Below are 21709 nucleotides of genomic sequence, written 5' to 3'. Positions count from 1 at the left end.
TCAACACCATCACGAAAGTGGCTTCGATTTGATAGGAGACCCCCCTGCAAACCCGCTAGTTCAGCAGGTTTGCAGGCCCCCTCCGTCAAAAAAAGTCACAAATATGGCCTCCGCCCTGCCCGCAAAGATCGCCTTCCCCGAAAAAACTGATTGAGAAAGAGGATCAAAATGACAATTGAAAAAATGTTGGCAGCCCACACGGCTCAATCCAACCCGCCCAAGCAATCTGTGTTGGACCAATACTTGGCCGTCGCTGAAGAGAAGCGAAATGTGGATGACAAGCTGTCCAATCTACGCAGAGCAATGGTCGCGGAAGGACTCAAAGTAGTCGCTCAGTGCATTGAGAGGTATCAGCTAACGGCTGAAGACCTGAAAGAGGTGTTGCCGCTTCCGACACCCTCGAATTCATTTCAGAAGGTTGGGTCAACTACCCGCCGCAGTTACCGTGATCCGACAACTGGAAAGATTTGGACGGGCCATGGGAAGCGCCCCAATTGGTTGATGCAGCACGGCCCAGATGCGTGCCTCATCAGCTGAGCTTGGTGAACCACACCCCCCGAAAAAGCCATCGCAATGCCTCCTTTAGAGGGGGCTTGCGTTTGAGCGTCACCTGTCACTTTCGTCTTTGATTTCGAACGGCTCCCATGGTTGCATGGATGCTGCTACTTCTCTAGACGCGACCCAGACGACATTGAGCTCGTATTGCTGAAAGGCCATCCATTGCTTGGTGCGGATCTCTACCAATTCAAGCATGTCGCCCATGAGTGCGATCCGCTTCGAGTAGTTGCCAATAACACTATCGTTCTGAAGGTCCACTCTTGCGAATCCGTTCTCATTCAAGTGCGGCTGCTTGGAATCGTTGGCAATAACCTGTGGGTCTGAATGGTCGGAATTGTGCGAATCCCGAGGCTCCCAAGGAGAGAAATCTCCAGATGAGAAGTCTTTTTTGTAGCCAAAAAGCGATCGCAACTCCAAGTAGTCTTTCATCGCAACCTGCCATGCCAATAGATCACCTGGGTGGCAAAGAGCTCGTAATGGGAAAAGGCCTTGCCTAATCAGGTAGCTTGCCTCCTCCGGAATTAGTTTGCTGCTGTACGTAGGTTCTAGTTCTGAGTCCGGAAGGAATGGGATATCAACAATAGAGCCACCGGTAAAGCGCTGGTTGTTTTGCCTCCAATGTTTCAAGTCGAGTGCGAGAAAGCCGATGGATTTCTCTCCCTCTCCCTCTCTTTCGATGCAGTCTATCGGTGACCTTCGATAGAAAACCTGATAGAGAAGATTGAGTAATCGGTATCCGTTCAGAGCGACTGCCGGGTTTTGTTCATTGCGCTCTGAACTCTTCTCTTGCAGGAAGAGAAAAGGAGGCAATGGCACTCCATCAAAAAGTATCTTTTGGAGAACGTCAATCGCCTCAGCATAGGTCCACTTCTTTGATTCGAAGTCGTGGGATAGGAGTAGTGACCTTTCGTGTACCCATGCCAGTACTTCCACTAGTCGTGGTGAGGAGTTTTTGAAAGGCCTGGCAATGGAGTCGCTGTTGTCGAGTTGGCGAAAGAACATGACTGGGTTTAATTGAATGATTGGCTGAACACCATCTCAGCCTTCTGTGATTCGTTAATAGCTCTGGGCATCTCGACAAGAGGCCTTGTGGGTGCGTAAAGCGGGTTTCGAACGGATGTAACTCAGATGCGATTTGTATGAGTTAAATTCAATTTTTTTGCCTAAAGCGTCGGGATATGCTGGGGGTTTTTATTGCGTAGATAGTTTTTATGGGTGGAGTATATGTTATGTGATATGTGATATGTGATAGGTGATAGGTGATGTGGTATCTGTGTTATCTATTGACTGCTCTATAAGGTCAGTCTCTCAGTGCTGAGATACCTCTCATAAGGCTATTGTTCGATATCGGATAAGTCTCTCATCTCTCTTCTGTACAGTGAGTGTAGTTGACTTGGAAATGGCAAATCAATATTCATTCGAATGAATGAGCAATGGAGTAAGTGAAATGTTTGTAGACCTATTGGACTCACATGTTGGTGGAGTGAGCGAAACATCAGATTGCTTGGTCACTGTAGACAAGGGATCGCTTGTATGGATGACGCAATTGCAATCGGCATTGCAATCCACTTGCCCGATTGGAAGAGGTAAGAAAAAGCTCTCTATGGCTCCTCATGCTCGTGTGCGAAGAGCCCAGAAGCTAGCAGCTCTTCTAGAGGGTATGGCTCTCTCTGAGGTGATCGAGTGGGTTCGACTCGGAAAGAGCGATCCGCACATCGCATGCCTGGATCGGGCGCTTCCGCCAGTCTTAATTGGAAGAAGCATGACTGAGCATTTGTCGAGTGGTGCGGCACTGACTCTGGCAATGGAGATCCTTGACGGGCTAATGGTTGTGTATGGGAGCTGGTTCGGCAGATCAAAAATTGACAACGCGCGACGAGAGCGGGAACGTGCCTGTGGGGCATTGGTCAAACGAATGCTCGCGTTCAAAAGAAGATACCCCAAGCTCATGGTGATCAGACTCGATGTGGGCTACGGTAAACAATACGCAGCCCAAGTCGATTCAAGACACGAAATCCTAGACCACTGGAGTGATCTGTTGGACGCCATCAAGGAGGGTTTTGAAACGAGCTTTCTTGGCTATGCCGCCAAGATTGAGTACGGGGTACGAAAGGGCCCGCACATGCATCTGATGCTGCTCTTTAATGGATCGAAAGTTCGCCAGGATGTGACGATCGCTCGACTCATCGGGGAGCTGTGGAAGAACAAAGTGACGAAGGGAGCGGGGCTGTACCACAACTGCAACGAGCCAACATACAAGTCTCGTTTTACTTACTGCGGTGTTGGCGTTTTCAGCGGACTTGATGATGCAACGATTGCGGGGTTCCAACGGGTTGCTGACTATCTGGCCAAACGAGACCTGCTCGTGAGGGTGGCTATGCCGCAGTTGGGCCGAGTGCTCAGGACAGGACTCGTGTTGCCTCCTGCGCGTGTTTAGATGGAGGTGATAGAGACGCGCCGCTTTGCGGGTGATGGACTGCAGTGCAGCGGTTGCGGTCGCTCGTCCAGCCACCATGGAAGTCCGCTGACGAACTCTCATCGGACGTTCGGAGCGGTGGGCCATTTTTTTGGATGGAGATGGAGAACACCAATACGTTGGCTCCTGACACGTGTTGCGCCTTGAAGCCAGTTCAAGCAGGTTCGCGAGCTTCGCAGTCGACTCGGAAAGACGTTAAGTGCCTCTCAGCATGCAGCTCGCCAAGCATGATCGAATCGGCATAGCCTTGTCTGCCTGAGCGAGTGCCGCTCTCGATCTTGATGCCCGGTTGATCTTTGCGAATGAGCTTGACCTTCTCATCGTGGAAAGGTTCATAGTCAAACAGTGAATCAACCAAAGGAGGCTCACATGGTCCATTTCAATGTTCCTGATATGACATGCGGCGGTTGCGCGAAGCGCATTCGTCGGGCAATCGCTCAGGCTCAAATGCCAGCGGGCGTCGAAGTAGAAATCGATGTGGCCGCGCGGCAGGTCCGCGTTCCTGGGCAAGCCGAAGACGACACTGTGGAGCTTGTCCGCTCCGCAATTGAGCGTGCTGGATACAAAGCAGACGCGGCGGTGAGTCCTGCATCTCGCCGAACAACCGGTGGCTGCTGCTGTGCGTCTCGGCCCGTAACCCCTGTTGATGTGGATCAAGACGGTGCAAGGCAGACGTCGTCATGCTGCAGTTGAACTACCAAGGAGACCATCATGCGTCTGAACATCGTCGCTGGGCTGTTGACAACCCTATTCGTGGCAGGCTGTGCCGTCGCGCAATCGCCAAAACCTGAGGACGAACACGCAGGCCACCACCCCGGAGATGCACAGAGCGGCGGCGTCACAACCCAGTCTGCCCCGGCAGCCACTGCCGCGTCTGCACCGGACGCCTTTGATCGTCAGATGAAGGCGATGCAGGAAATGCACAAAAAAATGCAGGCGGCCAAGACTCCCGCCGAACGCTCAGCGCTGATGGAGGAGCACATGAAGCTCATGCAGTCAGGCATGGCCACGATGGGCGCGGCTAGTTCTGGTGGCATGGGGATGGGAATGATGCAGCAAGGGGCGCAGACCAAACCTGCCATGCCTGCAGCCTCCGGAAACTCGGGTATGGGAGGCATGATGGGCATGCACGCTCAAATGGAGCGCCGTATGGCCATGATGGAGCAGATGATGCAAATGATGGTGGACCGCCAAGCAGCCATGCCATCCAAGTAGTCTCACCGCGAACGTTCTTTGCGGGGGAAGCTATCACTATTCCAAACGCTGGTGAGCTGCGCGAGGCTTGGTGACTCAGTCACTAACCACTGTGCAGTTGCGCCCGAGCGCCTTTGCCCTGTAAACAGCTTCATCAGAGCGTTTTAGCAGCCGGGCGAGGAAATCCGCTCCGGTTTGGTGTACTGCACATGCCAGCCCGACACTGACCGTTACTGGCCCCGCCAATGAGCGAACCCGTCTGGCGCATTTGTGCACCCGCTCCGCGATTCGGGCAGCGGCTTCTGCGTCCGCATCAGGTAACCAGAGGACGAATTCTTCCCCGCCGTATCGCGCCACCAGGTCCGAACCACGGGCGCCTGCCTGTAACTGGCGAGCAAAGTTCACCAGCACCCGGTCGCCCTCGGGATGGCCATGCGCATCGTTGATCCGTTTGAAGTAGTCCACGTCCACCATCAACAACGACACGGAACTCTGTCGAGAGGCCGTCCGTTGCCACTCTTGCACGGTCAATTCCAGCGCACGGCGGTTTTTAAGACCTGTAAGCGGATCAGAGAGACTCAGTTCCGAAAGCTGGCGATTCTGCAATTCAACCTGTTCATTGCTGGCGGCCAAGCGCTGGGCAAGACCCTGGGCCTCTGCACGGGCCTTGATCAACTCGCCTTCGAAACGGCTGCGTTCGCGGGCCACAAAAAAGGCCCATACGATGTGGTCGCCCGTCTCCAGGCGCTTGCTGACCGCATTGACCATGACAGGAACAGTCTCGCCGCCAACACCGCGCAGGTGGAGGAATACTTCGCGCGCACTCTTGGCGTGATGCAGCGTGGGAAACAGGTGGGTCTGGCTGAAAATTCGAGAAGCTGGTGTCAACAGTTCATCCATGGAGTGGCCGAGCCAAAACGCCTCCGTGCCCCCGATCAGGACAAGGAACTCCCTGTTCATCCGCACGATGTGCCCCACCGGGTCCGTGATCATCATCGCGCAAGGGATGTCATCAACCGCCAGCATGTTCCGCCCTCTCGGTTTCGCTCACGCTAAGGAGAGATATCGCTGCATGGCGGCCGTCACCAAGTGAGGATGACTCATGTGGGCGCAGTGTCCGGTCACGTCCAGCACTTCCAGCGTGCTGTCCCTGAGCTTCTTGTGCATGTATTCCCCCACCGAATGGGGCGCCAACGCATCGTTGCCATGCTGCAAGATCAGACTCGGCCGGGTCACGCGCGACAGCTCCTCTCTGGTATCCGCAAAGAAGGTTGCCTGCGCAAAGATACGAGCCATCGTAGGATCGGTTGAGCAGAAACTCTCGGACAGCTCTCCGCCCAGACTGTCTGCCTGCGGCGCTCCCGCCACAATGGGTGCGAGGTAGCTGGACCAGCCCATGAAGTTCTGGTCCATGAGGTCCAATAGGCCCTCCAAATCCTGGCGCTCGAACCCTCCAAGGTAGTCCGGAGCGTGATTGATGTAGCAAGGCGACGGGCCGACCAGAATCAGGCGATCAAAAAGCATAGGTCGCTCGATGGAGGCCAGCAGGCCGATGCTGGCGCTGACCGAATGTCCAACAAAATGCACTCCGCGCTCGATGCCCAATGCGTCGCATACATCCAGCAGATCTTGCACGTAGCCTTTCAGACTTGCGTACTTCACGGGGTCAAAGGCGGCCAAGTCTGATTGGCCGCAGCCGACGTAGTCGAACAAGACCTGGTGGCACTTACCTTCAAAGGCCGGAGTGATGTGTCGCCACATATGCTGGCTACACCCAAAGCCGTGCGCATAGACGAGCACGGGGACGTCCGGGCGAATTGCATCGATCACATGCACGTTGTTGCGCTTACGAATTTCCACTGTTGTTCTTTCCGGGCGGTCAGTCCGCAGATTTTGCACGCCTGACGCTTGCACCGTGCGCAAAATAGCATGCAAGCGTGCGCGATTGGGAGTGAGAAACAACTGGTTTATCGCTAGCACCAGCTTGCGCAACGCAGCGTTCAGCCTCCAGATGCCTCTGTTTTCACTCTCCTTGGCTTTCGCATCAGCACATAGGCTGCAGGAATCACGAACAAAGAAAGCAGCGGTGCGGTCACCATACCGCCCAGCATGGGAGCCGCGATGCGGCTCATGACCTCCGAGCCTGTCCCGCTGCTCCACACGATGGGCACCAGGCCCGCCAGAATGACTGCCACGGTCATGGCCTTGGGTCGCACGCGCAGCACGGCACCTTCCCGAATCGCGTCCAGCAGCTCTTCCAGTGTGGGCTGCCTGCCGTCTGGACATCTCTCTGCGAGTGCCTGCTTGAGGTAGATGAGCATGACCACCCCGAACTCTGCCGCGACCCCCGCCAGGGCGATGAAGCCCACACCGGTGGCGATGGACAGGTTGTAGTTCATCAGGTAGAGGAACCAGATGCCCCCGGTCAACGCGAATGGCAACGTCGCCATGATCAGTCCCGCCTCACCCATGCGCGAGAAGGTCAAGTACAAAAGCACGAAAATGATCAGCAAGGTGGCTGGTACCACCACCTTGAGGCGAGCATTGGCCCGCTCTAGGTACTCGAACTGGCCAGAGTACGTGATGCTGACTCCTGGCTGCAGCTTGATCTGTCGGCTCACCGCGTCGCGCAGGTCATTGGCCACCGATGCCAGATCTCGTCCCCGCACATCGACATATACCCAGCCCGATGGGCGGGCGTTCTCGCTTTTGAGCATGGGTGGCCCATCGGTGATGGCGATGCTGGCCACCGTACCCAGCGTGATCTGCTGCCCCATGGGGGTGGAGATGGGCAATTGGGCCAAGCGTTCGGGCGAGTCTCTCCACTCACGCGGATAGCGCAGGTTGATCGGGAAGCGGGCCAAGCCCTCGACCGTTTCCGAGACGTTTTCTCCACCGATGGCCCCGGAGACCACGGCCTGGATATCGGACACATTCAGCCCGTAGCGCCCCGCGGCCGTGCGATCGATGCGGACATCGACGTAGCGGCCCCCTGTCAGGCGCTCGGCCAGTGACGAGGCCACTCCCGGAATGCCTTTGGCGACCTGCTCGACCTGTGCCGCGATCCCATCGATCACCTGCAGGTCGTTGCCCGTCACCTTGACACCGATGGGGCTCTTGATGCCGGTTGCCAGCATGTCGATTCGGTTGCGAATGGGTGGAATCCAGATGTTGGACAGGCCGGGGATCTTGACGGCCTTGTCCAACTCTTCGATCAGGCCCTCGGGCGTCATTCCTGGACGCCATTGGTCTCTGGGCTTGAGCTTCACCGTGGTCTCGAACATTTCCAGCGGGGCCGGATCGGTGGCGGTCTCTGCGCGGCCCGCCTTGCCGAAGACGCGCTCGACCTCGGGCACCGTCTTGATCATCCGGTTGCTCAATTGCAGAAGCTCCGTGGCTCGCTGTGCCGACAGGCCCGGCAGGGCTGACGGCATGTACAGCAGATCGCCTTCATCCAGCCTGGGCAGGAACTCGCCCCCCAACCGCGACAGGGGCCAGATCGTGGTCGTCAGCGCCAGCACGGCGATGACCAGGGTGGATTTGGGACGATGCAAGACCCACTCAAGGCAAGGTCGGTACACGGCAATCAGCGCGCGGGTGATGGGGTTTTTCTGCTCGTCAGGGATACGCCCCCGGATCCAGTAGCCCATGAGGACCGGGATCAGCGTGACCGAGAGTGCCGCAGCTGCGGCCATCGCGTAGGTCTTCGTGAACGCCAGCGGTCCAAACAAGCGGCCTTCCTGTGCTTCCAGCGTAAAAACGGGCACAAAGGACAACGTGATGATAAGCAGCGAGAAGAACAGCGCGGGGCCCACCTCCTCGGCAGCTTCGGTGATCACTTTCCAGCGTTCTTCCCCCACCAGTTGGCGGTCGGGATGCTTGTGCTGCCAGGCCTCCAGCTTCTTGTGGGCGTTCTCGATCATCACCACTGCTGCATCGACCATGGCGCCCACGGCGATTGCAATCCCGCCCAGGGACATGATGTTGGCGTTGATGCCCTGGTAGCGCATCACCAGAAACGCCGCCATGATCCCCAGCGGCAGAGAAATGATGGCGACCAGCGCAGAACGCAGGTGCCAGAGGAACAAGACACAGACCACCGCCACCACAATGAACTCCTCTACGAGTTTGGTGCTGAGGTTCTGGATCGCCCGCTCGATGAGTGCGCTGCGGTCGTAGGTGGTGACGATCTCCACGCCCTGGGGCAGGCTGCTTTGCAGCTCGCTGAGTTTGGCCTTTACGGCCTGGATCGTTTCCTGGGCGTTCTTGCCAGATCGCAGCACGACCACGCCTCCAGCCACTTCCCCCTCGCCGTCGAGTTCAGCGATGCCGCGCCGCATTTCCGGCCCGATCTGGACGGTGGCGACATCCCCCAGGCGCACAGGCACCCCTGCGCGCGACACCAACGGGATGGCGCGGAAGTCGTCCAGCGTCTTGAGATAGCCGCTGGCGCGCACCATGTACTCGGCGCCGGACAGTTCCAGCACCGATCCCCCCGTTTCCTGGTTGGCATTCATGATGGCCTCGCGCACCTGCCCCTGAGTGAGGCCTTGGGACGCAAGCTTGATGGGGTCGAGCACGACCTGGTACTGCTTGACCATGCCACCGACCGATGCCACCTCGGCCACGTTGGGTAAGCTCTTGAGTTCGAACTTCAGGAACCAGTCCTGCAAGGCGCGAAGCTGGGCCAGGTCGTTTTTGCCGGTGCGATCTACCAGGGCGTACTGGAAGATCCAGCCCACCCCGGTGGCATCTGGGCCCAACGACGACTTGGCCGTAGCGGGTAGTCGTCCCTGCACCTGGTTCATGTACTCCAGCACCCGCGAGCGCGCCCAGTACAGGTCCGTGCCATCCTCGAACAGGATGTAGACGAATGAGTCGCCAAAGAACGAGAAACCTCGCACCGTCTTGGCGCCCGGGACGGACAGCATGGTGGTGGACAGCGGGTATGTGACCTGGTTCTCCACTATCTGCGGTGCTTGGCCGGGATAGGAAGTGCGAATGATGACCTGGACATCCGACAAATCGGGAAGAGCGTCCACGGGGGTGCTGCGCACACCCCACACGCCCCAGGCCGTAAGCATCACGGTCGCCAGCAGAACCAGGAGTCGGTTCGCCACCGACCAGCGGATCAGACGCGCGATCATGGCTTGATCCTTTCCACGGCAGTGATCACGAAGTCCTTGCCTTGCTGCTGGAAGGTGAACTTCACCTGCTGCTCGGGTTTCAGTGCTTTTGCCAGTTCTGGGTTTGCCAACTTGAATGGCATGGTCATGCCGGGCCACTTCAGTTCAGGCACGGCCTCGTGGGTAAGGGTCAGCTCGGTTGGCGTGACCTCATCGACCACCCCTCGCACCGTAAAGCTCTTGGACGCCGGAGCCGCAGAGGCCGAGGAACCCTGTTCAGCGATGGGTTGCGCGCTGCTGCCTGGAGGCTGTGCGGGCATGATGCCTCGCAGGCTGGCTTCCGAGTCGATCAGGAACTGTGCCGAGGCGACCACCTGTTGTCCTGCGGTGAGGCCGCCTTGAATGACGAGGCGGTCATCGATTTCCCCGCCGAGTTGCACCTGGACGGGGTGGTACTTGCCAGGACCGTCCACCACGTAGACCAACGCCCTCTTGCCGGTGCGGATCACCGCTTCGCTGGGCACCAGCAGCGCTGGTTGTGTGCGTCCGGCCAGGACGATCTGCCCGGACATGCCCGCCTTCAGGCGCTGGGTGGGGTTGGGAAGCTCCAGGCGCACGCGCACCGTGCGGGTGTCCCGGTTGGCCTCTGGGAGGATGCTCACGACCCGGGCGTTGAGGGTTTCGCCCGGAAACGCGGCCAATCGGACCTGGGCGTCCTGCCCCAGTTGCAAGGGACCGCTTTGCGCTTCAGGAACGGCCGCTTCGATCCAGACGCTGGCCAGGCCGTTTACGCGCACCAGACTGCCCCCCGAAGAGACCGTCATGCCCTGGCGCACCATCAGTTCAGCCACCATGCCGGCCTGCGGGAAGGTCACCGTGTAGCGGCCCTGAGGTTCGCCCGTGCGCTCCACCTGGGCCACGAGCGAGGCAGGCATGCCCAGCAGCGACAGCCGCTGGCGCGCTGCTGTCGTCAGCGACTCGTCCTTGAGCGCCCGGACCGCGAGAAACTCGCGCTGCGCAGCCACCCACTCTGGCAGCAGTAGATCGGCCAATGGCGCGCCTGCGGCCACCACGTCGCCCGGGGCCCGGGCGTAGACCCGCTCCACGAACCCGGCTGAGCGCGCCTGGACGATGCTCACATCCCGGTCATTGAGCTGGACCGTGCCCAGCACGTCCACATCGGACCCAATGTCGCGCTGCTCGACCATGGCGGTGCGCAGGCCGAGGGCTTGCACCGCCTGGGCGGAGACGCTCAATCCTGCGCCTTGTTGAGTGTCCTCATCGGCGTACTTGGGAACCAGGGCCATGTCCATGTAGGGCGATTTGCCAGGCTTGTCGAATTTCTGCGTCGGCACCATGGGGTCGTACCAGTACAGCACCTTGCGGTCGGTCTTCGCAGCTTCTGCAGATGCGGGCGTAGCGCCAGGTGCATGACTGCTTGCGATGCGCCATTGGGAGACTCCCCAGCCGAGGGCAATGCCTGCAGCAACCAGTGCCACAGCCACAACTGTTTTCCTGAAAACGGTATTGGTCATGTTGTTCTCCCTTCAGTCCGCGATCAGGCTGTTCAGGCGGGCAATCACGGTGTCCCGCTGTGCCTGCAGCTCAATGAGTCGCCAGTGCGCCTCCCGCACCTGGGCCCTTGTAGCCAGCACGGCGCTCAAATCGCCCTTGGCAGACTGGTAGTTGGCCAACGCGAGTTCGGCGCGCCCTTGTGCCAAGCCGATGCCAGCCGATTGCAGCCGCTCGATCTGACTGTTCAGTGCCGCCAGCTCTGAGGCGCTGTCCTCCAGCTCCTGTAGGTGCCTGCGGGTCACGTCCTCCTGCTCGGCTTCCAGGCGCTGCAGCTCCAGCTGCTTGGCCTTGATCTGGGGTCCCTGACGCCGCTCCTGTTGCCAGGGAAGATCAAAGGTCACCTGGAAAGACACCATGTCGCCCCAGCGGCGGTCGCGGCGGCTGTAGGCGACTTCCCAGGACCAATCACCCTTGGTTTCTGCCTGGGCTTCGCGCGTTTCCGCCAAGGCCATGGCTTGCATGGCGGGGTACTGCGCGAGTTCCGCGTGGCGGTGTACCTCTGACCGAAGCTGGTCCAAAGGGCGGCTCAGCGGCCCGGGAACTCCCTGCAGCGCCTCGTCGGCGCGGGCGCCAACCCAGCGCCGCAACATCGCCCTGGCCTTGGATCGGTCCCGCTGCAGATCGTCCCTGCGGTCCGACAGCGCAAGAGCCTCCTGCTTGGCCATCAGAAGATCGCCCGCCTGGGCCGTCCCCCCTGCGATGCGGGCAGGCAGGCTGTCCTGCAGGCGCTGGTTCTCACTCAGTAGACCGGCAAGCACCTGGTCGCGCTGTTCAATGGCCTGGGCCATGATCCAGGCTTGGCTCAGCTCCTGGCGGATCTGCAGACGCTGGACCCCCAGAGTGGCGCGTTCGCGCTCCACCTTGGCCTGGGCGCTGGCGATCTGCGCATCTCGTTTGGCACGGTTGGGAACCTCCTGCATCAGCGCCAGGCGTTGCATGGTCATGGACTCGCGCGTAAGGCTGAAGCGATCCATGCCGCTGATGGGAAAGTTCTCGACCCCGACCGAGAGCTTTGGATCCGGCAGAGTTCCCGCCGACTTCTGGGTACTGCTGGCTGCGTCAATCTGCAGCCGCTGGGCCGTGATACGAGGGCTGTGCTGCTCCGCCAGATCCAAGGCTTCGGCAAACCCCAGGGCGTGGGCCTGGTTGCCTGCAAGGCCGATGCCGGCCAGCAGGAATCCGAGAGCGCAAAGGCGCAGATGGTTGAGGTTGCGCACACGGATGCGCGGCGAGAGAGGATGAATGCGCAGTTGCGCAGGCAGGCGCTCGCAGGGAGCGCCGAAGGAGATGTTGGGCATGATAGTCCTCGAAATGAAGGGGCACGAAGTCAGACCTGCGCGCACGCTGCAAGGCAGCGCACACGCCGTGCACGTTCAATTCCGAAAGACCTGATGGGTCAGATAGATGGGGGGAGAGCCCGCTCGACTGTCCAGCTCTGCGTAGACAGCCCGAGGGTCAATATGGCGTTCTGAGTCCAGGATCACGGGCAGCACATAAGCAACCCAGATGGCGTGAGCCGCGAGCGCCTGCAGATCGAGACCTTGTAGCGAGGGGGAGGACAAGCTGTCGCCATCACAATGGGCTCGACACAGCTGAGGATCTTGCTCATCCATGGTTCCCGCCATAGCGTGGCAATCGGGCATGGAGGGCATGCCGACTGAGTCTTCCATGGCCATGCCCGCTTTTTGCATCGATGCCGCATGGGCTGCGGAGTCCAGCTTGGGACAGGCATAGGCCGCCAACGCGAACTGCATCAGAAGCAACACCGCGACCAGAACGCTGGTTATCCAGCGTCTTTGGCGCAACACGGTGTTCCTGACAGCGATCATGGTGCGAATGGTATCCAGAATGCCAGTCACGGACTTAACCCAGATCAAGTCCGTGCAAGCGGCCCCTCCTCAGCCCTTGCGCAGCCGCAGCGCGTTGGTGATCACCGACGCAGAACTCAGGCTCATCGCCAGGGCCGCAATCATTGGCGACAGCAGCCATCCGGTGAAGGGATACAGCAGCCCTGCGGCGATCGGGATGCCCAGCGCGTTGTAGAGGAAGGCAAACATCAGGTTCTGCTTCATATTGCCCACCGTCGCCTCCGACAATTCCCGCGCAGTGGAAATCCCTCGCAGATCGCCCTTGACCAGGGTGACCTGTGCGCTGTTCATCGCCACGTCGGTGCCGGTGCCCATCGCGATCCCCACATCCGCCTTGGCAAGGGCGGGCGCGTCGTTGATCCCGTCCCCCGCCATGGCGACAACACGGCCTTCGGCCTGCAGCCGCGACACCAGGGCCAGCTTGTCCGCAGGCTTGACTTCGCCATGGACCTCATCAATCCCCAGTTTGGCCCCCACCGCCTTGGCGGTGGTCATGCCGTCGCCCGTGGCCATGACAATGCGCAGTCCCGCCGCATGCAAGGTCGCCAGCGCTTCCGGCGTGCTGGCCTTGATGGCATCCGAGACCGCCAGCAGGCCTTGAAGCTGGCCATCGGCCGCCAGGTACATCACGCTGGCGCCTGTGGCGCGCAAGGCCTCTGCCTGCGAAAGCAGCGGATCTGCAGAAACCCCCACCTGCTCCATGAGGACCGTGTTGCCCAGGGCGAGTTGGCGCCCGGAGACACGCCCGCGTACACCGATGCCCGAGCCGGACTCAAAGTCCTCGGGCTTGTCCAGGGCGAGCCCCTTGGCGCGAGCTGCCTGGACAATGGCATCGGCCAGCGGATGCTCGCTGCCTTGGTCCAGACTGGCCGCCAGGCGCAGAACCTCATCCTCGGACAGACCGGGCATGGCCACTACACGTTCGAAGGAGGGCTTGCCTTCGGTGAGCGTGCCTGTTTTGTCCACGATCAGCGTGTCCACCTTGCGCAGGTTCTCGATGGCTGCCGCGTCCCTGAACAGCACGCCGCTGGTCGCCCCCCGGCCTGTGGCCACCATGATGGACATGGGAGTTGCCAGGCCCAACGCACAAGGGCACGCGATGATCAGCACCGCAACTGCATTGACCAGGCCGTAGACCCAGCGTGGCTCCGGACCGAACAGGCCCCACGCGAAGAGTGTGAGCAACGCGATACCCACCACAGCCATCACGAAGTAGCCCGCCACCTGGTCGGCCATGCGCTGCATGGGGGCCCGTGAGCGCTGTGCCTGCGCAACCATTTGAACGATCTGCGACAGCATGGTGGCGGAGCCCACCCGCTCGGACCGGATCACCAGTGCCCCGTTGGTATTGAGCGTGGCACCGATGACGGCATCACCAGGCCCTTTGACGATGGGCACCGGCTCGCCAGTGAGCATGGCTTCGTCCACCGCGCTGCTCCCCTCGACCACCACACCATCCACAGGAACCTTCTCGCCAGGCCGCACGCGCAAGAGGTCTCCCACATGGACATGGGACAAGGGAACATCACTCTCCTGACCGTTGGCGTCAATACGCCGCGCGGTCTTGGGGGCCAGGCCCAGCAGCGACTTGATGGCGGCCGAAGTCTGCGAGCGCGCCTTGAGCTCCAGCATCTGACCCAGCAGCGTGAGCGAGATGATGACCGCTGCAGCTTCGAAATACACCGCCACGCGCCCCATGGCCTGGAACGAGGCGGGAAACACCCCCGGCGCAACGGTCGCGACCACGCTATAGACAAATGCTGCGCCCGTTCCCAGACCAATCAGCGTCCACATGTTGGGACTGCGGTTCACGACCGACTGCGCACCGCGCAAGAAGAAGGGCCAGCCCGCCCACAGGACGATGGGTACCGTCAGCACCAGTTCAATCCAGCTCTGTGTGACCATCTCGAACCACTGCAACCGGTGCCCAAGCATGGCCAGGACGGTAACCACCACAGTGAGAGGCAGCGTCCACCAGAAGCGATGCCGGAAATCCACGAGCTCGGCGTTTTCTCCCTCATCCAGCGTGGGGAGCATGGGTTCCAGTGTCATGCCGCATTTAGGGCAGTTTCCGGGATGGTCTTGCCGCACCTCTGGGTGCATGGGGCAGGTGTAGATGGTGCCGGGCTGAGCTGTTTCTGGCTCACGCGCAACCTTGTCGGTACCGGGAGGCGTGACAGCGTACTTGTCCGGGTCCTCAACAAACTTCGTTTGGCACTTGGCGCTACAGAAGTAGTAGTGCAGCCCCTCATGCTCCGCCGAGTGATGCGATTGTTCCGTCACGTCCATACCGCAGACTGGATCTTTCAGTTTCGTCATGGGCGGCGGTGTATCCCCGTGGACCCCCTCATGATGCTGTTGGCCATGGTGGGTGTGATCGTGCGGTTCCGCGTTGGACATGAATGACCTCCCTGCAAATGTGTTGTGTGCCTGCAAGATTACTTTTTGCTCGAATCGCCTTCGTGAGAGCCGTGCCCCCCGTGCCCATGGAAGAGGTGCATCAACGGGCAAGCCAGCAAGAGCAGATAGGGCCAATAACCCGCAATGTGCGACCAGTGTTCCCTGAGCAAGAAGAATGCCCCGATGAGTGCAAGCATGATCACTGCGCCAATCAATTTGCGGCTGCCTCCGCTGGCGTTGGCAGCTTCTGCATGCCCTGTGGTGTGGTCGTGGTTCATGGCGATCTCCAAGAAGTGGCCATCGAGACAATGATGGTCCCGGTGAAAACAATAGGGCTTAACACGGTGGCAATGTCAAGCCTGAAAATAGAAATGCTCTAGCTGGCGGCACCCTTACGCATCCTGGTTTCGCACTGTGCAGTTCATTGGCAAAAGGGGCCTTTCAGAGTTCGTCAAGGAGGACGGGAAACAGGCCTAAAACATGAACGAGCGGCCAAGCACGTGGCGTGCTTCTGGATTGCACCCGCGAATACACAAACGTCATGCCTACCAGCGCGAATAGCTGCTACTGGCCTTCTGTCGTGTCAACGGCCCTCCGAACACCTGCACAGTCCAGGTGTCGAACGAATGTTTTATTGCCTCAGCCAAGCTCTTCAAGGTGTGCGGGTCGATGGTTGTCCAGAAGGAACGGCGGGGCGCCCAACGTCAGCCGTGGTTGAGCGAGGCGTGAGCATGTGGCCCGCAGCGTCAACCTTGACCATGCCCAGCCTCGGATGACTCCAGTAGCGCGTCCTTCCTTCTTCAGCCTGCGCTTTGACTGGCAGCACTTGATCTCGCACGTCAACGCCAGTGGGCGTCGCGAAAGAGGCTGCGGAAGCCAGGGACAGAGCAACTGCAAAGACAGACGCAAATAGATTGTTGGACATGATTTTGGCCCTCGCATAGGTCATTGAAACGTCAGCCTGGCTGACGACCTCACGTCACGCAGCCTGAAGAAATCCGTGCGCGTCGTGTTGAGGGGCAGTTTCGATCTTGGTCAATCACCGGAAGATGATGGGTGGATGACATTTTTGTAATGCAAAGAACCACCGCTGTGAGAGCACTCCGGGTTGATACGAGAGCGATGCTGCCATGTGCTCGGATGCGCATGCATTGCCAGTTGCTGTCAAAAGCGTAATCCGTCCGTCACCTCTAAGTCGGCGTGCGGTTTCTAGACTTCTTTCCGTGGTGCACAAAACGCCACCTGGATGGACCATACCGGGCATCCGGCGTCACAGGAGACCATCATGAAAGTTCGTACCGCAATCCTCGTCGCCAGCCTTGCTGCATCCGCTACAGCGTCGTTTGCGACATCCGTTTATCACGCAAGCCCTAGCCAGGAAGAAGGCGTCAGCCTGGCCGCAGACCATTTGGGCAACGCAGTCAGTCGCCAAGCGGTTGAAAACACCGTACTGGCCGCTCAGAAGGACGGTTCGCTGTACTGGATCAGCCGTGGCTATCCAGCCACTTATCCGCTCGTTCCGGGCCCCAAGCTGACCAAGACCCGCCAGCAAGTTCTGGATGAGCTGCAAACCTCCAAGCGCAATCCCGTGACCAGTGATGGCCTGCGTGACATCGGCGGCGAGGCAGGTTGGGTCAACGCCCGCCAACTGCCCTGAACCCTCTCAACGATCACCGGCACCCGCGTTCGCTCCAAAACCGGCCTGCGGTTGCACTTCAACCATCACCATTTATCCAAAAAGGAAACCCCATCATGAAACTCAAGTCCACGCTCATCATCCTTTCCCTCATCGCAGCTCCCGCGTTCGCATCAGACCAAACGGTCAGCAAGACGCGCGAACAAGTGCTGGCTGAATTGGCGCAGGCTCAGCAAAACGGCGAGATGCTTGCTCCTGGCGATTCGGGGATGACTCTCAAGCAAATCAACCCCGGAGCCTATCGCTCGGCTACTTCGACTCAGGCTCGCAAATCCCGCGAGCAAGTGCGGGAAGAATTGGAGCAGGCTATCCGTACGGGTGACATCATGGTGGCGGGTGAATTCGGGGTCAAACGCAATGAGTTGATGTCTGGTCGTTATCCGATCGTGGCAGGCAAGTCGTTGAAGACGCGGGAACAAGTCAAAAGTGAGTTGGCACGCGCCATCCGCGAAGGAGAAATCGTCGCTGTGGGCGAAGACGGTCGCAAGCTCAACGAAATCTATCCTGACCGCTACCATGCTGCGCAACATGCTGCCGTGGCCGCCACCTCGGACGAATCCACCAAGGCCCCTCGTTTCTAAACAGGTTCTCCGGGCAGTCGGCTGCTGATCTGGAGGGGCCTTTCGAAACAGGCCCTTCTCCAGTTGGCGCGCCGTGCATGTCTGCATCGCCAGCAGCAAGTGCGTGCGACATCTGCTTTTGTATCGCTATGCCCACCGCGCATCAGACTTGCATGTTCATCACATCGGTGTAGGCCTGAACAATGCGGTTGCGACTCTGAAGCGTGGCCTGAAACGCGATGTTCGACTTGACGCCAGCGAGCATCGTTTCTTCCAGACTGACCGTGGGATTACCGAATGTGACCTCGCGGCTCAGGCGACCAGACTCACTCTGCAACTGGCTTGTGGTTGAAAGCGCCTGCTTCATCGCGTCCAGAAAACCGCCTCCCTGGATGCTCGGTGCTTTGGGCACAGAGTTTCCCAGCGAACTGACAGGCAATAGTGCATCCAATGGCTTTGTCGTGACGTTCATGCCGAGGCTTTCTGGTGGCGAAGAGTTTGCGAAGTTCTGCCTCGAAATCTGTACCGAGGCGATGCCCAATCGTAGAGATTGGAGTTCGATCTGTAGCTTTCGCAACGCAAGGCGCCACCCGTCAATCCCGCCGTTCGGGATAACAGAAACTTCATCTTGCCGACATCGCCGTGGGTCGCCGCATCCCTGGGGCCCAAAGAGCCGAGCCCAAGCGAAGCGCGCCGCACGAAATAGCCGTGGCTCACAGCCGCTGCGAAATCTCCAGCAGTGGCTTGATGCTGGACCCAAAGCGGCTCATGGAGGCATGGTTCTGCTCCAGTTGGCTGTAGGGCAAATACCGGATTCCCAGCTCTGACACCCTGGAGAAGGCGGGCCTTTGAAGTTGCTCAGCGACCTTGTCTCTGCGATTGTCTGGAGCCACCAGAAACAGGGCGCAGTTGCCCGCAACCGGCGTTCCCAGGGCCAGATCGAGCATGCGTACGATGCCCGAATAGATGGACGTGGTGTGTTCGACTTCGAATGCGGCGGCGAATTGCGAGGTCTGGGGATCAACCCATACGACATCGATCAGTCGCACGGACTCCAGTCCTCGGTCCAGGCTGGCGGGCAACTGCGCCATGCATCCATCTCCCAGCAGCCCCCCGCCATAGGCGCGGCCCCGGTCGTTGGACGCTATCCAGACCTCAAAGCCGAGGGCCTTGCCCAGGTCGCGCAGCGAAGCCTGGACACCCGTGTGGGTCGCATCGCTCTCGGTCGCTTGGGACAGTTCTCGTTGCAATGCGGTGGATTCCTGCCGCACACGTTCAAGGTCTTCTTGCCAGAGAGCTGTCGCCGCTACATCCATTGATTGTGGCGGCGCTTCATATCGGCCACTGCCAATGTCAAACATGAGTCCTGCAATCGCGCCCAGATCGTTCGACAGTTTTAGCCGGTACCGCGCGTTCAAGCGCAGCAAGCCCTCCCGCATGGAGAGATAGTGGTCCCAGCGCCCAAGCTTCACGCGCCCCCCGGTCACCGCGTTGAAACCATTGACGATGGCCGTGTTGAAGGGAGAGACCAGCGTTGGGTGGATGAAATACAGCAAGTTGGCGACCGCTGGGCCCAAGCCTTTGATGCCAATCGCATCAATGCGCTGTATGGCGGCCACTACGTCTTCTGCGCAGTCACAGTGATCGCAGGTGTGCAGGAGGTCCGCAAAGGCGCGCTGGTTGCTCGTGTTCTCGTAGATGTCCGGAATCCGCAGCTTGGGCTTCCAGAGGAACGCGTGGTCCGCTCCCTTGAAAATCTGGCGCTGCTCTGCCACGGAACCCACGATCGTCTCCAGCGAGGAGCCTCGGTAGGCGTTGCCAAACGTTCCGCCCCGGATGTCCTCCACCACCTGCGCGATGCCTCGGCGAATGGAGCGGAAGTTCTTGATCCGCTGATCCCACAGGAACCAGGTGTTGTAGGTGCTGCTTGGATGTGCCTTCCAGCAGTCTATGAGGGTTGCCAGGGGGTCATGCATCTGTCGTGAGGTGCTTGCCAATGCTCTGTGCACTGGGGAAATACATCGAAAAACAAGTCCTGCCATCGGCCGAACTCACGGAAATCCGCCCCCGGTGCGCATGAACAATCGCCTGGGTAATGGACAAGCCCAGGCCCGCGCCGTCCGAGTCCAGCTGCTTGCGCGACTTGTCCGCCCGAAAGAAGCGGTCGAACAGGCGGGGGATCATCTGAGCATCGATGGAAGGTCCGGTGTTGACGACATCCACGGTGGTTCCGTGCAGGTCCCCTTGAATGTCCACGACCACCTGCTCGCCAGGTGGGGTGTAGCGAATGGCGTTGGACAGGAGGTTGCTGAGCGCCCGGCGCAGCATCAACCGGTCGCCAACGATCTCCGCCGCCCCGACCAATTGCAGTCGGACCTGCTTTTCTTCGGCAAGGGCCTCGTAGAAGTCAAACAAAGCCTGTGCTTCGTCATGGACCGCAATTCTCTCCGTGCTGGGAAGAATGAGCCCGTGGTCAGCCTTGGCCAGGAACAACATGTCAGCCACCATGCGGGCCAAGCGCTGGTACTCCTCGGCGTTGGAGGCCAATATTTCCTGGTACTCCTCGGAAGAACGAGCCTGGCTGAGCGTGACCTGCGTCTGTGTCATCAGATTGTTGATCGGCGTACGCAGCTCGTGAGCCAGGTCCGAAGAAAACTCGGACAGGCGGTCGAACTCCTCCTTCAGGCGCCGGAGCATCTCGTTGAGGGTGGTCGCCAGGTCGGCCATCTCCACCGGAAACTCCTGGGTTGGCATCCGCTCATCCAGTCGCTGTGCCGTGATGGCCATAGCGCGGGACCGCATGGCGCGAAGGGGGGCCAATCCATTCTTTGCGGCCCACCAGCCCAGGACCCCAGCCACCAGTGTTGCCAATGCCACGTAGCCCACAAGCACCCAAATCAATTCGTACATGAAGTGCTTGTGGTGGGCAATGTCCACCGCCACCCAGACCTGCAGCGGAGGCTCTGCGGAACCTGGCAGCGTCACGGCTTCGGTCATCCCCCGGTACTCACGCTCCTTGATTCGCCACGAGGCAACCCCCAAGCGGGAATGCTGGGTCCGCACGCTCAATTCCGCAGGAAACTCAAAGTCCTCCGTCGAGTACAGCGATTGACCATTGCGAAGCACGGTGACGAAGAGGCCCTCATGGCTGTGCAAAACGTCATCCAGCCGCGTCTTCAGATCCTGCGGCGACTTCGATTTGCCGATGACTTCACGCGTCAGGTGAACCTTGTCACGCAATGCATCGCGGTCAAGCTCCACAAAATGTCGGTCGATGGAAATTGCCACGAGAGTCCCCAGGCCGATCAGCACCAGGGCGGACGCCAAAGTGAAAAAGGCCGTCAGCCGCGTGGTGAGCGAGTACCTTGCCTTCACGCACTCTCCTCGGGAGCCTCAAGCACATACCCCATGCCTCGGACCGTCTGGATCAGCTTGACTTCGTAGGCATCATCCACTTTGGCGCGCAGCCGTCGCATCGCCACCTCGATCACATTGGAGTCGCTGTCGAAATTCATGTCCCAGACCTGTGATGCGATCAAGGAACGGGGCAGCACTTCCCCTTGGCGGCGCATCAACAGCTCCAGCAGTCCAAACTCCTTGGCAGTCAGGTCGATACGCTTGCCTGAGCGGATGACCCGCCGGCGCAGGAGGTCGAGTTCCAGATCAGCCACCTGCAGCAAAGTCACCTCGGTGCCGTTTCGTCCGCGCCGCAAGATGGTCCGCACCCGTGCCAGCAATTCCGCAAAGGAAAACGGCTTGACCAGGTAATCATCCGCACCCAGCTCCAGACCTTTGATCCGGTCCTGTACCTGATCCTTGGCGGTGAGGAATAGCACCGGCATCTCCTGGCCGTGGCGGCGCAGATTCGTGAGCACCTGCCAGCCGTCCATCCCAGGGAGCATGACATCCAAGATCACCAGGTCGTAGTCACCTTCCTGGGCAAGGTGCAGACCATCCACCCCGTTATGGACCAGATCGGCATTGAAGCCAGCTTCGCGCAACCCCTGGCGCAGGTACTCGCCGGTTTTGACTTCATCTTCAACGACCAAAATCTTCACGGGGTCCCCCTGGCACTGCGAATGGCCGCAAGTGTGCCTCCAGATCACAGGCTTTCGTGCACATGACAAAGATGTAATGAAGCCGTTATGTCCACGGAAGCCGTGGGCTCACACAATGCGTTGCATCAAGAACGCATGGTGAACCTATGAAAAATTCCTGGCTTTCACGACCTATCTCAAGCCGCTGGCTGGCCGCAG

19 protein-coding genes are annotated in these 21709 nt (G+C 59.5%); 6 read left to right on the top strand and 13 right to left on the bottom strand.

What is annotated here, in order from left to right; all coding sequences use genetic code 11:
• Positions 1 to 168: 168 nt before the first annotated feature.
• A complete protein-coding gene (locus ATF69_RS21195; protein ID WP_146872182.1) occupies positions 169 to 537 on the top strand; it encodes an H-NS histone family protein in 369 nt (122 codons plus the stop codon).
• 69 nt (positions 538 to 606) lie between these two features.
• Here the strand turns inward: ATF69_RS21195 and ATF69_RS21190 are convergent, their stop codons facing one another.
• Positions 607 to 1560, bottom strand: coding sequence for a hypothetical protein (locus ATF69_RS21190; protein ID WP_146872181.1), 954 nt, complete (start codon positions 1558 to 1560; stop codon positions 607 to 609).
• Between the two features lie 760 nt (positions 1561 to 2320).
• Between ATF69_RS21190 and ATF69_RS21185 the strand changes: the two genes are divergently transcribed.
• The 3 genes from ATF69_RS21185 to ATF69_RS21175 all read left to right on the top strand — a co-directional run bounded on the left by ATF69_RS21185 (position 2321) and on the right by ATF69_RS21175 (position 4249).
• Positions 2321 to 2995 (top strand): YagK/YfjJ domain-containing protein, encoded by a 675-nt coding sequence (locus ATF69_RS21185; RefSeq protein WP_158641500.1) that lies wholly within the window; start codon positions 2321 to 2323, stop codon positions 2993 to 2995.
• A 408-nt stretch (positions 2996 to 3403) separates the two neighbouring features.
• Positions 3404 to 3727 (top strand): heavy-metal-associated domain-containing protein, encoded by a 324-nt coding sequence (locus ATF69_RS21180; protein WP_083235238.1) that lies wholly within the window; start codon positions 3404 to 3406, stop codon positions 3725 to 3727.
• Positions 3728 to 3745: 18 nt separating this feature from the next.
• Complete coding sequence (locus tag ATF69_RS21175) at positions 3746 to 4249, top strand: hypothetical protein (protein WP_100409511.1); 504 nt, start codon at positions 3746 to 3748, stop codon at positions 4247 to 4249.
• A 75-nt stretch (positions 4250 to 4324) separates the two neighbouring features.
• Here ATF69_RS21175 and ATF69_RS21170 read toward each other — a convergent pair whose 3' ends face one another.
• From ATF69_RS21170 to ATF69_RS21135, 8 genes are all read right to left on the bottom strand, one after another.
• Positions 4325 to 5254, bottom strand: a complete 930-nt coding sequence (locus tag ATF69_RS21170; RefSeq protein ID WP_056419579.1) for a sensor domain-containing diguanylate cyclase — start codon at positions 5252 to 5254, stop codon at positions 4325 to 4327.
• A 21-nt stretch (positions 5255 to 5275) separates the two neighbouring features.
• A complete protein-coding gene (locus ATF69_RS21165) occupies positions 5276 to 6088 on the bottom strand; it encodes an alpha/beta fold hydrolase (RefSeq protein WP_056419582.1) in 813 nt (270 codons plus the stop codon).
• 140 nt (positions 6089 to 6228) lie between these two features.
• Positions 6229 to 9375 (bottom strand): efflux RND transporter permease subunit, encoded by a 3147-nt coding sequence (locus ATF69_RS21160; protein ID WP_146872179.1) that lies wholly within the window; start codon positions 9373 to 9375, stop codon positions 6229 to 6231.
• Positions 9372 to 10889, bottom strand: coding sequence for an efflux RND transporter periplasmic adaptor subunit (locus ATF69_RS21155; protein ID WP_146872178.1), 1518 nt, complete (start codon positions 10887 to 10889; stop codon positions 9372 to 9374). The genes ATF69_RS21160 and ATF69_RS21155 overlap by 4 nt, the downstream gene beginning before the upstream one ends.
• A gap of 12 nt (positions 10890 to 10901) precedes the next feature.
• Positions 10902 to 12227: a TolC family protein gene (locus tag ATF69_RS21150; RefSeq protein WP_121420042.1), complete on the bottom strand. Its 1326-nt coding sequence runs from the start codon at positions 12225 to 12227 to the stop codon at positions 10902 to 10904.
• A 75-nt stretch (positions 12228 to 12302) separates the two neighbouring features.
• Positions 12303 to 12788 carry a hypothetical protein gene (locus ATF69_RS21145; RefSeq protein WP_231940668.1) on the bottom strand — a complete coding sequence of 162 codons (486 nt, stop codon included), beginning with the start codon at positions 12786 to 12788 and terminating at the stop codon, positions 12303 to 12305.
• Between the two features lie 39 nt (positions 12789 to 12827).
• Positions 12828 to 15116, bottom strand: a complete 2289-nt coding sequence (locus ATF69_RS21140; protein WP_146872177.1) for a heavy metal translocating P-type ATPase — start codon at positions 15114 to 15116, stop codon at positions 12828 to 12830.
• 119 nt (positions 15117 to 15235) lie between these two features.
• A complete protein-coding gene (locus tag ATF69_RS21135) occupies positions 15236 to 15475 on the bottom strand; it encodes a DUF2933 domain-containing protein (protein WP_208758758.1) in 240 nt (79 codons plus the stop codon).
• Positions 15476 to 16482: 1007 nt separating this feature from the next.
• Between ATF69_RS21135 and ATF69_RS21130 the strand changes: the two genes are divergently transcribed.
• Both ATF69_RS21130 and ATF69_RS21125 read left to right on the top strand, forming a co-directional pair.
• Positions 16483 to 16854: a hypothetical protein gene (locus ATF69_RS21130; protein ID WP_082493285.1), complete on the top strand. Its 372-nt coding sequence runs from the start codon at positions 16483 to 16485 to the stop codon at positions 16852 to 16854.
• A gap of 95 nt (positions 16855 to 16949) precedes the next feature.
• Positions 16950 to 17474: a DUF4148 domain-containing protein gene (locus ATF69_RS21125; protein WP_056637575.1), complete on the top strand. Its 525-nt coding sequence runs from the start codon at positions 16950 to 16952 to the stop codon at positions 17472 to 17474.
• Between the two features lie 142 nt (positions 17475 to 17616).
• Here the strand turns inward: ATF69_RS21125 and fliE are convergent, their stop codons facing one another.
• The 4 genes from fliE to ATF69_RS21105 all read right to left on the bottom strand — a co-directional run bounded on the left by fliE (position 17617) and on the right by ATF69_RS21105 (position 21511).
• Positions 17617 to 17925, bottom strand: a complete 309-nt coding sequence (fliE, locus tag ATF69_RS21120; protein ID WP_015012923.1) for a flagellar hook-basal body complex protein FliE — start codon at positions 17923 to 17925, stop codon at positions 17617 to 17619.
• A 241-nt stretch (positions 17926 to 18166) separates the two neighbouring features.
• Positions 18167 to 19429, bottom strand: coding sequence for a type II restriction endonuclease (locus tag ATF69_RS21115; RefSeq protein WP_146872176.1), 1263 nt, complete (start codon positions 19427 to 19429; stop codon positions 18167 to 18169).
• A complete protein-coding gene (locus tag ATF69_RS21110) occupies positions 19422 to 20828 on the bottom strand; it encodes a heavy metal sensor histidine kinase (protein WP_146872175.1) in 1407 nt (468 codons plus the stop codon). The genes ATF69_RS21115 and ATF69_RS21110 overlap by 8 nt, the downstream gene beginning before the upstream one ends.
• Positions 20825 to 21511, bottom strand: a complete 687-nt coding sequence (locus tag ATF69_RS21105) for a heavy metal response regulator transcription factor (RefSeq protein ID WP_056637568.1) — start codon at positions 21509 to 21511, stop codon at positions 20825 to 20827. The genes ATF69_RS21110 and ATF69_RS21105 overlap by 4 nt, the downstream gene beginning before the upstream one ends.
• Positions 21512 to 21709 lie beyond the last annotated feature (198 nt).

This window comes from Acidovorax delafieldii, assembly GCF_007993815.1.
Lineage (GTDB): Bacteria > Pseudomonadota > Gammaproteobacteria > Burkholderiales > Burkholderiaceae_C > Acidovorax > Acidovorax delafieldii.
Note: the sequence above shows the minus strand (reverse complement) of the source record. Positions and strands in the feature narration are given on the sequence as shown.

What these genes read in the sequence shown, in the direction of transcription:
- ATF69_RS21195 (WP_146872182.1), top strand. Translation starts at nt 169, where the DNA reads ATGACAATTGAAAAAATGTTGGCAGCCCACACGGCTCAATCCAACCCG.
- ATF69_RS21190 (WP_146872181.1), bottom strand. Translation starts at nt 1,560, where the DNA reads ATGTTCTTTCGCCAACTCGACAACAGCGACTCCATTGCCAGGCCTTTC.
- ATF69_RS21185 (WP_158641500.1), top strand. Translation starts at nt 2,321, where the DNA reads ATGACTGAGCATTTGTCGAGTGGTGCGGCACTGACTCTGGCAATGGAG.
- ATF69_RS21180 (WP_083235238.1), top strand. Translation starts at nt 3,404, where the DNA reads ATGGTCCATTTCAATGTTCCTGATATGACATGCGGCGGTTGCGCGAAG.
- ATF69_RS21175 (WP_100409511.1), top strand. Translation starts at nt 3,746, where the DNA reads ATGCGTCTGAACATCGTCGCTGGGCTGTTGACAACCCTATTCGTGGCA.
- ATF69_RS21170 (WP_056419579.1), bottom strand. Translation starts at nt 5,254, where the DNA reads ATGCTGGCGGTTGATGACATCCCTTGCGCGATGATGATCACGGACCCG.
- ATF69_RS21160 (WP_146872179.1), bottom strand. Translation starts at nt 9,375, where the DNA reads ATGATCGCGCGTCTGATCCGCTGGTCGGTGGCGAACCGACTCCTGGTT.
- ATF69_RS21155 (WP_146872178.1), bottom strand. Translation starts at nt 10,889, where the DNA reads ATGACCAATACCGTTTTCAGGAAAACAGTTGTGGCTGTGGCACTGGTT.
- ATF69_RS21150 (WP_121420042.1), bottom strand. Translation starts at nt 12,227, where the DNA reads ATGCCCAACATCTCCTTCGGCGCTCCCTGCGAGCGCCTGCCTGCGCAA.
- ATF69_RS21140 (WP_146872177.1), bottom strand. Translation starts at nt 15,116, where the DNA reads ATGACGAAACTGAAAGATCCAGTCTGCGGTATGGACGTGACGGAACAA.
- ATF69_RS21135 (WP_208758758.1), bottom strand. Translation starts at nt 15,475, where the DNA reads ATGAACCACGACCACACCACAGGGCATGCAGAAGCTGCCAACGCCAGC.
- ATF69_RS21130 (WP_082493285.1), top strand. Translation starts at nt 16,483, where the DNA reads ATGAAAGTTCGTACCGCAATCCTCGTCGCCAGCCTTGCTGCATCCGCT.
- ATF69_RS21125 (WP_056637575.1), top strand. Translation starts at nt 16,950, where the DNA reads ATGAAACTCAAGTCCACGCTCATCATCCTTTCCCTCATCGCAGCTCCC.
- fliE (WP_015012923.1), bottom strand. Translation starts at nt 17,925, where the DNA reads ATGAACGTCACGACAAAGCCATTGGATGCACTATTGCCTGTCAGTTCG.
- ATF69_RS21115 (WP_146872176.1), bottom strand. Translation starts at nt 19,429, where the DNA reads ATGCATGACCCCCTGGCAACCCTCATAGACTGCTGGAAGGCACATCCA.